At 67.7% G+C, this 9,771-nt stretch carries 7 protein-coding genes; 2 read left to right on the top strand and 5 right to left on the bottom strand.

Features of this window, described 5'->3' with window-relative positions:
- Positions 1-98: 98 nt before the first annotated feature.
- On the top strand, positions 99-1,184 hold the full coding sequence (gene queA / locus DQ229_RS16170; RefSeq protein WP_114967308.1) for a tRNA preQ1(34) S-adenosylmethionine ribosyltransferase-isomerase QueA: 1,086 nt from the start codon (positions 99-101) through the stop codon (positions 1,182-1,184).
- A gap of 45 nt (positions 1,185-1,229) precedes the next feature.
- Positions 1,230-2,516 carry an MFS transporter gene (locus DQ229_RS16175; protein ID WP_114967309.1) on the top strand — a complete coding sequence of 429 codons (1,287 nt, stop codon included), beginning with the start codon at positions 1,230-1,232 and terminating at the stop codon, positions 2,514-2,516.
- A 494-nt stretch (positions 2,517-3,010) separates the two neighbouring features.
- Here the strand turns inward: DQ229_RS16175 and DQ229_RS16180 are convergent, their stop codons facing one another.
- From DQ229_RS16180 to DQ229_RS16200, 5 genes are all read right to left on the bottom strand, one after another.
- On the bottom strand, positions 3,011-4,381 hold the full coding sequence (locus tag DQ229_RS16180) for a class II 3-deoxy-7-phosphoheptulonate synthase (protein WP_114967310.1): 1,371 nt from the start codon (positions 4,379-4,381) through the stop codon (positions 3,011-3,013).
- Between the two features lie 224 nt (positions 4,382-4,605).
- Positions 4,606-5,832, bottom strand: a complete 1,227-nt coding sequence (locus DQ229_RS16185) for a FliM/FliN family flagellar motor switch protein (RefSeq protein ID WP_114967311.1) — start codon at positions 5,830-5,832, stop codon at positions 4,606-4,608.
- Between the two features lie 142 nt (positions 5,833-5,974).
- A complete protein-coding gene (locus DQ229_RS16190) occupies positions 5,975-8,722 on the bottom strand; it encodes an ATP-binding protein (RefSeq protein WP_114967312.1) in 2,748 nt (915 codons plus the stop codon).
- Complete coding sequence (locus DQ229_RS16195) at positions 8,722-9,063, bottom strand: hypothetical protein (RefSeq protein ID WP_114967313.1); 342 nt, start codon at positions 9,061-9,063, stop codon at positions 8,722-8,724. Before DQ229_RS16195 ends, DQ229_RS16190 begins: the two co-directional genes overlap by 1 nt.
- Positions 9,060-9,428 (bottom strand): response regulator transcription factor, encoded by a 369-nt coding sequence (locus DQ229_RS16200; RefSeq protein WP_114967314.1) that lies wholly within the window; start codon positions 9,426-9,428, stop codon positions 9,060-9,062. The genes DQ229_RS16195 and DQ229_RS16200 overlap by 4 nt, the downstream gene beginning before the upstream one ends.
- Between the last annotated feature and the right edge of the window lie 343 nt (positions 9,429-9,771).

The following is a 9,771-nucleotide window of genomic DNA, read 5'->3' on the forward strand; positions in this document are numbered from 1 at the left end:
GCGGGCGGCGCAATCACCCAATGGGCGGCCATCCATGCAGCGGGGCCGCAGAACCCGCCCCGGCATGACAGACCCTCCGGCAAGACAGGCGCGCCGACATGAAGCTCGATGATTTCGATTTCGACCTGCCTGAGCGGCTGATCGCCACCCGCCCGGTGCGGCCCCGGCCCGCGGCGCGGCTGCTGGTGGCCGAAGGCGATGCGATCCGCGATGCCCATGTGCGCGATCTGCCCGCGATCCTGCGCCCAGGCGACCGGCTGGTGCTCAACAACACCCGCGTGATCCCCGCGCGGCTGAGCGGGGTGCGGAAGCGCCCTGGCGCGACCGGCGCGCAGGTCGAACTTACCCTTACCGAACCCGAACCCGAGGGCGGCACCTGGGCGGCGCTGGCGCGGCCGCTGAAGAAGCTGCGCCCCGGCGACCGGCTGGAGTTTGCCGCCGGGCTGAGCGCCGAGGTGGTCGCCCGTGGTGCCGATCGGGCGACGCTGCGCTTCAACCTTGCGGGCGGGGATTTCGATGCCGCGCTGGCGCAGGCCGGCGCGATGCCCCTGCCCCCCTATATCGCCGCGCGCCGCCCCGCCGACGAACGCGACCGCGAGGATTACCAGACGGTGTTCGCCCGCTTACCCGGCGCGGTGGCCGCGCCCACGGCCTCGTTGCATTTCGACGAGGCGCTGCTGCAGGAGATGACCGCGCGCGGCATCGCCCTCACCGAGGTGACGCTGCATGTCGGCGCGGGCACCTTTCTGCCCGTCAAGGTCGAGGATGTGACCACCCACCGGATGCACGCCGAATGGGGCGAGGTCAGCACGCAGGCCGCCGCCGAGATCAACGCCACCCGCGCAGCCGGCGGGCGGGTCATCCCGGTGGGCACCACCGCCCTGCGCCTGATCGAAAGCGCGGCCGATCCGGAAACCGGCCATGTCGCCCCCTGGCAGGGCGAGACCGACATCTTCATCTACCCCGGCTACCGCTTCCGCGTGACCGACGCGCTGATGACGAATTTTCACCTGCCGCGCTCGACACTGCTGATGCTGGTCTCGGCGCTGATGGGGCGCAACCGGATCATGGCGATCTATCGCCATGCCATTGCGCAGGGCTATCGCTTCTTTTCCTACGGGGATTCGTCGCTGCTGGTGCCGGACCGGACCGCAGGGGTCGCAAACAGCCGCGACAGTGCCTAACCTTCCGGAACAGGCTTTGCGCGCACACGGGCTACAGGTGATTTGATGTTACAGGTACTGGGAACCTCCTGGGCGCTTCTGCTGGGGATTGGCCTGCTGATGGTGGGCAATGGTGTGCAGGGCACGCTGCTGGGTATTCGCGGCTCGATCGAGGGGTTCACCACCTTTCAGCTCTCGGTGATCATGTCGGCCTATTTCGTGGGGTTCCTGGGCGGCTCGCGGCTGGCGCCGGAACTGATTCGGCGGGTGGGGCATGTGCGGGTGTTCGCCGCGCTGGGCTCGCTGATCTCGGCGCTGCTGGTGCTTTATGCGGCGGTGCCCGACTGGGTCGCCTGGACGCTGATGCGCATACTGATCGGCTTTTGCTTTTCCGGGGTCTATGTCACTGCAGAAAGCTGGCTCAACAATGCCGCCACGAATGAGACCCGCGGCAAGACGCTTTCGCTTTACATGATCGTGCAGATGCTGGGCATCATCACCGCGCAGGGGCTGATGAACGTGGCCGACCCGGCAGGGTTCACGCTGTTCATCATCCCCTCGGTGCTGGTGTCGCTGGCCTTCACGCCGATCCTTCTGTCGATCTCGCCCGCGCCGGTGTTCGACACCACCAAGCCGATGAGCTTTCGCAAGCTTTTCGAGGTCTCGCCGCTGGGCTGCATAGGCATGTTCCTGATGGGCGGGGTCTATGCCGCGCTCTTTGGCATGGCGGCGGTCTGGGGCACGATGGCGGGGCTGTTGGTGTTCGAGATATCGATGTTCATCGCGATGATCTTTACCGGCGGGCTGGTGTTCCAGTATCCGATCGGCTGGATCTCGGATCGGATGGACCGGCGCAAGCTGATCGCCATTTCGGCCGGGATCTGCGGCGCCGTCGCGCTTGTGGCAACGGTGTTCCCGCTGGGGTTCTATGCCCTGCTGGTGGCCGGGCTGCTGATCGGCGGGATTGCCAATCCGCTCTATTCGCTGCTGCTGGCCTATACCAGCGACTACCTTGACCGCGAAGACATGGCCTCGGCCTCGGGGGGGCTTTTGTTCATCAACGGGCTGGGCGCGATCGCCGGGCCGCTGATCACCGGCTGGATCATGGGCATCGTCGGGCCTTCGGGCTTTTTCCTCTATATCACGTTTCTGACGGTGCTGGTTTCGGCCTATGCGTTTTATCGCATGACGCGGCGAGCCGCCCCCAGCACGGCGGACACCGGGGCCTACACGGTCTTTACCCCCGCGGCCTCGGCGCTGGCGATGGAAGCCGCCTATGAGGCCGCGCAGGAGGGCGAGTCCACCGCGGACCCCGACCAGCCGGCAGACGGACGCGAAGGCGGACAGGGCTGAGGGGCTGAGGGGCCGCGGGGTTACATGGCAATCCTACCCGTTTTGATGGGGGCGCATCCGGTCGTTTGCAAAAGAACATTGCAGTTGGGGGCTGCGCCATTCTGATCGACGTCAACCTGGAGCTCCGTTGCCGTCATGTCTTGCGCGGAATCAAGGGCGTCAGCCCGCCGCGCATCGCCGGGCCGCCCCTCGGCACGGCGATTTGGCCGACACAGGCGCAACACACTGACCTTGCGCGGACTTGGCAGGCATAAAGTGCGGCTCCTTATCCGTTGCATCGCCGCACCGCGGCCCGACGCTGCGTGGCTACGTTCGGTCTGCCAAAGGCCGGCTCCATCCGCAAAGCGACCCTCAAAGTCGGAAGGATGGCGCCTGCGGCGGGGGCATGATCCGTTGGCCGGATTGCCGTTCTCATACCCGCGCCGCATCACCCAATTGAAAAAGGCGGCGCATCGCGCGCCGCCCCTCTCATTTTCTTCCGGTTGACCCGAGGCTCAGCCGGTCTGCGCCGCCAGGGCCGTGCGCCGGTCCGACAGTTCCTCCGCCACGAGAAAGGCCAGCTCCAGCGACTGGCTGGCATTCAGGCGCGGGTCGCAGGCGGTGTGGTAGCGGTCGGACAGGTCCTCGTCGGTAACAGCCCTCACGCCGCCGGTGCATTCGGTGACATCCTGGCCCGTCATCTCGAAATGCACGCCGCCGGGGATCGTGCCCTCGGCCTTGTGGACGGCGAAGAATTCGCGCACCTCGCGCAGCACCGCATCGAAAGGCCGGGTCTTGAAGCCCGAGGGCGACTTGACCGTGTTGCCGTGCATCGGGTCGCAGACCCAGAGCACCTCGGCCCCTTCCTCGCGCACGGTGTTGATCAGGCGCGGCAGGTGGTCGCCCGCGTTGCCTGCCCCGAACCGCGCGACCAGGGTCAGCCGCCCCGGCTCGTTCTCGGGGTTGAGCGTGGCCATCAGCCGCTTGAGATCGTCAGTGTCGATCGAAGGGCCGCATTTCAGGCCGATCGGGTTCTGCACGCCGCGGCAGAATTCGACATGCGCGCCATCTGGCTGGCGGGTGCGGTCGCCGATCCAGATCATGTGCCCGGTGCCCGCCACCGGCAGCCCGGTGGTGGAATCGACGCGGCACAGCGCCTCTTCGTATTCCAGCAACAGCGCCTCGTGGCTGGTGTAGAACTCCACCGAGGAAAGCTCGGGCGCGGTCTGGCCGGTCACGCCGGCGGCCTCCATGAAGGCCAGCGCGTCCGAGATCCGGTCTGTCAGCGCGCGGTAGCGCTCGGCCTTGTCACCCTCGGCAAAGCCCAGCGTCCAGGCGTGCACGCGGTGGATATCGGCAAACCCGCCGGTAGAGAACGCCCGCAGCAGGTTCAGCGAGGCCGCCGCCTGGGTATAGGCCTGCAACATGCGCGCCGGGTCGGGCGTGCGCGCCTCGGGCGTGAACTCGAACCCGTTGATGATGTCGCCCTTGTAGCTGGGCAGTTCCACATCGCCCACCTTCTCGGTCGGGGCCGAGCGCGGCTTGGCAAACTGCCCGGCGATCCGGCCGACCTTGACCACCGGCACCTTGGCGCCGAAGGTCAGCACCACCGCCATCTGCAGCAGCAGGCGGAACGTGTCGCGGATGTTGTCGGCGCTGAATTCGCCGAAACTTTCGGCGCAGTCGCCGCCCTGCAGCAGGAACGCCTCGCCCCGCGCGGCGGCGCCCAGCTGGCGCTTGAGGCGTCGCACCTCGCCGGCAAAGACCAGCGGCGGATACTTCGCAAGCTGTGCCTCGACAGCGGCCAGCGCCGCGGCGTCGGGATAATCGGGCATCTGGATCCTGGGCTTGGCTCTCCAGTCCGACTTGCTCCAGCCTTGGGTCATCTTGCTTCTCCGGGTTGGCGATCCTCAGCCGCGCCATAGGCGGCATCGCGTCGCTTATAGGCAAGCGGGGGCGGGCTTGCAAATCGCGATTGCCCCGGCAGGGCGGGCGCAATGTGAAGATCATGAAGACCTTTGCAGAACACGGCCTGAGAAGTAGTGGCCCGAGGGCAGCGCCTGCCGGGGGGGGCAGGCAGGCGCTGCCCGGCGTTGCCGCCGGGCGTGGTTCAGCCCTCGCCAGCCGGAAGGGGGGCCAGGCGCGGAACGGAGGCTGCCGGCCCGTCGCCACCGGAGGGCACGGCCGCCGAGGGCGCGGCTGCCGTGTCCGCCGGTGCGATGCCCGCCGCAATGCCCCCCGCAGGCAACGGCGCCTGAGCAGGCACTCCGAGCGGATCGGCGACGTGCGTGGCGCAAGAGCCCGACATTGCCCCCGGTTCTGCTGCCACCTGCGCAGGCGCAACCTCCCTGGCCCCGCCGCCCGGCAGCCCCCCCTCGCCGCCCTGCGCGAGATCGCCCAGCCGGAGGGCGCGAAATCCCCGGCTCTGGCCAAGGCGGCCCAGGGCCACCTGCCGCCCGCCCGCCGCGTGCAGCGACACACGGTCGATCCGGGCCAGCGGCAGGGCGAACACATCGCCGGGGCGCCAGTTTATCACCCGTGACAGGGCCACACGGGGCCGGGCCAGCACCGCACAAAGCCGCGCCGGGCTGGCCATCACCACCTGTTCCATTGCCGCTTGCCAGTCCCGCGCCGGGTCGCCCGGAGCATCGCCCGCGCCTGCCCCCGCGGCCGGGTGGCCGCTGTCGCCAATGGCGGCGGGGCGGCCGGCAGCGCCCTGGCGCGAGCGCGGCAGCGCAAGCAGCACCTTGCCGCTGCGCTGCCCCTCGCCCAGCGTGACCTCGATCACGAAGCTGCGATAGGCGATGTCTTCCAGCAACAGCCCGAGCGTGCGCGGCTCTTCCAGGAACGAGGCATACCGATACCCGCCCGCCCAACCGAGTTCCTCGCCCCGCGACAGCAGGCGCTCGAACTCGCGCATGGACCGGTCGACCAGGCCCGCCGACATGGCCGCATCGGTGCGTGTCGGGCGGCGGGGCTGAGCCAGAACCGGGTGCACCGCGCCGGTGGTCTGCTGTTGCACCACCCCCTCGACCAGCTGCGGCGACCAGGCCATCAGCCCCAGGTCATCGCCCGGACCCTCAAGCACCGCAAGCAGCGCACCGGCCTCGGGCAGATCGAGCAGTTCGGCCAGCGAAAGTTCGGCATGTTCGGTGATGTCATCGACCGTGAGCAGCAGGCCGATCTCGTTCTGCCCGGCGCGGGCAAGGGCACGGCGCAGGGCGCGCGGCACGGTATGCGCCCCCTGTGCAAGGGATGCCTGCGCCTCCGCTTCCCCCTGCTCCCGACGCCCGGCCTTGCGCCGCAAGACGCTATCGGTGCGCGCCATCTGTGCCATTGTCTGCAGCCTCCCGCCTGGCCCGTCATTTGCGGCAGGCTATCCCGGCAGGCGTTGCCAATCTCTTTATCAGGTTGCAGGAAAGCACCATCAGGCACCCGCAAGAGCGTGAGCCCTGCCCCGAGGCTCGTTCAGCGGGCCCTCACGCCGATGCCCCGCCGCGCCCGGCCTGCGCTGGCTCCTGCGCGTCACCATCCGATTGCGCAGGCAGGCCCGCTGCCGGCAGCACCTTGGGGAACGTCACCCGGAAGGCGGCCCCGCCCTGCCCCGGCACATAGCTGATCTCGCCGCCGAGGTTGTTCATGATCTCGCGGCAGATCGCCAGCCCCAGCCCGGCGCCGCCGGCCTGCATCTGATCGGTCAGGCGGGCGAATTTCTCGAAGATCAGCGCCTGGCTCTTGCCTGGTATGCCCGATCCGTTGTCGGTGAAATCGACCTGCACCGTCTCGCCCCGGTCGGTGACGCGGATATCCATGCGCGGGGCCTTGGCATCACAGTATTTGCGCGCATTGGACAGGATGTTGATGAACACCTGCGAAAGCCGCCCGGTATCGGTGTGCAGGTCGATATTCTCGGCGGCATGGTCGCGGTCGATCACGAAACGGCGCTCAGGCGCGATCGAGTTCGACGACACCACCGCCTGGTCGATCAGGGTGCGCAGGTTGCCGTCCTGCACATGCAGCTGCACCTGCCCGTTCTCGAGCACGCTCAGGTCGAGCAGATCATCGAGCAGCCGGGTCAGGCGGATGGCCTCGTCCTGGATGATGCCGGCGTATTTGTGCAACTCCTCGGGGCTGAGATCGGCGCCTTCCTTGAGGATTTCCGAGAACGCCCGGATCGAGGTCATCGGCGTGCGCAGCTCGTGGCTGATCTGGCTGAGGAAGGCATCCTTCTGCACGCTCAGCTTGGTCAGCATGTCATTGGCCTCGCGCAGTTTGCGCGCGGTGCGTTCCAGTTCCTCGGATTTAGCCTCCAGCTGGTTCGAATACTCGACGATCTGCGCGGTCTCATTGGCCACCGCCAGAAGTTCCTCGACCGAAACGAAACTGCCCCCCACGATCTGCGCGATCATTGCATGGGCCGTCGCCGCCCCGACCGAGCCGCCCAGTCGCCGCTCCAGTTTCTCCATGAAATCAGGGGTCACGTCAGGCAGATAGCCTGCCTTGCCCTGGGCGCGCGCGGCCTCGTGGAAGAAGGCCTGCGCCTCGCTTGCGCCAAGGATGCGCTGCGCCATGACCAGCAAATCCTCGGCCTCGGCGGTGCCCTGGCTCCAGCTTCGCGCGCCCGAGGGCAGGTCGAACACATTGACGAACTGCGCGCTCTGCACCCGCTCCAGTGGGCCGGGGAAACTCAGCAGCGAGCCCGCGCAGAACGCCAGCGCGTTCAACGCAAGCGACCAGAACAGCGCGTGCAGCAGCGGGTCCATGCCGGTGACGCCGAACATCGCCTGCGGGCGCAGCCAGCCGATGCCGAACGGACCTGCCTCGATCAGCGAGGTGGGCATGATGACCCCGGCGCCGAAACTGGGCAGGAACAGCGCATAAAGCCAGATCGCGAAGCCCAGGCTCAGGCCCGCCGCCGCGCCCACCCGCGTGGCCCCGCGCCAGAACAACCCACCCAGCATCGCCGGCAGCACCTGCGCCATGCCGACAAAGGCGATCAGCCCGATCGACGCCAGCGCCGCCGAGCCGCCGGTGACGCGGTAATAGACATACCCCAGCGCCAGCACCGCCGCGATCGACACCCGCCGCGCATTCAGCACCAGCGAGCGCACATCCCCCGCGGCGCCTCCGCGTTGCGCCAGCCACAAGGGCACGACGATATGGTTCGACACCATCGTCGAAAGCGCGATCGCCGCCACGATCACCATAGAGGTGGCCGCCGAGAACCCGCCCAGGAAAGCCAGCATCGCCAGCCCCTCCTGCCCCAGACTGAGCGGCAGCGTCAGCATGAACAGGTCAGGGTTCAGCCCCGGCGGCAGAATTTCAAGGCCGATGGCCGCGATGGGCAGCACGAAAAGGCTCATCAGAAAGAGATAGAGCGGAAACGCCCAGGAGGCCGTGACAAGGTGGCGTTCATCGACATTCTCGACCACCGTCACCTGGAACATCCGGGGCAGCACCAGAATCGCCACGGCAGCCAGGAAGGTCAGCCCCGCCCAGCGGCCCGGCTGGATGGTCCATTCCGGGCGGGCCTGCGCGCTGATGCGTTCGAGCACGTCGCCAACGCCCCCGGCCACCCCCCAGACGACAAAGGCCCCCACCGCCATCAGCGCCACCAGCTTGACCACCGCCTCGACGGCAATGGCCATGACCACGCCGTTATGGCGCTCGTTGGCATCCAGGTTGCGGGTGCCGAAAAGAATGGTGAACAGCGTCAGCCCCGCCGCGACCCAAAGCGCGGTTTCCGCCAGGTCAGGCATTTCCCAGCCGTTGCGGGTATCGGCGGCAAACACCGCGAACGAGAGCGAGATCGACTGCAACTGCAGCGCGATATAGGGGGTTGTGCCGAACACCGCCAGAAGCGTCACGATCACCGCCAGCAGGTTCGACTTGCCATAGCGCGATGAAATCAGATCGGCGATCGAGGTGATGCGCTGCGCGCGTCCGATGCGCACCAGCTTGCGCAGGATCCACCACCAGCCCACAAAAACCAGCGTCGGGCCCAGATAGATGGTCATGAATTCCAGACCCGAGCGCGCGGCGTAACCGACCGCGCCGTAAAAGGTCCAGGCGGTGCAGTAGACCGAAAGCGACAGCGTGTAGACCACCGGCGAGCGCAGCCAGCCGATGCGCCCGCGTTCGGCGCGCTTCTCGACCGCGAAGGCCACGAGGAACAGAAAGGCCGCATAGGCGACGCAGGCCACCAGAAGGATGTTGAAGGTCAGCATCAGGGCGCCTCGTCCTCCTGCGGGCTGGGGGCGCCTGCCTCGCCCTCGGGCGCATCGCGCAGGTTCAGCGCGACCAGAAAGGCCGCAGCTACCAGCCCGAACCACACGGCGAACAGAAAAACGCTGTCGCGCACCACCTCGCCCCCGCTTTGCGGCGGACTGTCAGAGGTGGGTGCGGCAGGCAGGTCGGGCGCAACCGTGGCAAGCGGCTCGGGGCCCCAGACCACCGGCATGGCGATCAGCGCCACCCCGAGAAACGGCAACAGCTTGGCAAAATCGATCAGCCGCCGGCGGCGATAGGTGCCCCGCCCCACGAAAACAGCCTGCCGCGGGGCCTTCACGGCCCTGCCAGTTCGCGAACGGTTTCCAGAACCTCGCGATTCGAAAATGGTTTGGTCATGAAGCGGTTTGCGCCGAACTGCGCAGCCAGTTCGCGATCGCGCGTCTGGCCCTTGGCGGTCAGCAACAGCACCGGAAGATCGGCATTCTCGCCCGACGCGCGCAGGGCGCGCAGGATATCGAAGCCGCTCCTGCCGGGCAGCATCACGTCGAGGATCAGCAGATCGGGCTTGGCCGCGCCGATCACCGCCAGCGCGTCGGCCCCGTCGGAATGGCTTGCCACCTCCCAGCCGTCGCGCGACAGGATGAAGCTGATCGCCTCGACGATGTTAGGTTCATCCTCGATGACCAGGACACGCTTGCCCATCCGCCGGCCTCCCCCACGCGGTGTGCGCCTCTTGTTGTTGGGCTGACTATCGCGGCTTTCTGCCGCCGTGTCAAAACACACGGTCAAAACCCGCGGCCAAGGCCACGATCAAGAGCCACAGGCACAGGCCACAGCAAGCCGCGGGCCCGCGGCGGGTCGCGCCTATCAGGCTGCTGAAAAAGTGTCGCGCCAAACCATTTCCAAACTCGGCACCGGGAAACTGTTCCACACCACGCCCGCCACAGGTTCCGCCCGGGTGACCAGCCCGGGCCGCGCCCGGCCCTCTTCGCCCCGTTCGGATGGTGGGACAGGAACAGTTTCCTCGCCGAGAACTGCCCGGTTT

It is taken from the genome of Alkalilacustris brevis (assembly GCF_003350345.1).
GTDB classification, from domain to species: domain Bacteria; phylum Pseudomonadota; class Alphaproteobacteria; order Rhodobacterales; family Rhodobacteraceae; genus Alkalilacustris; species Alkalilacustris brevis.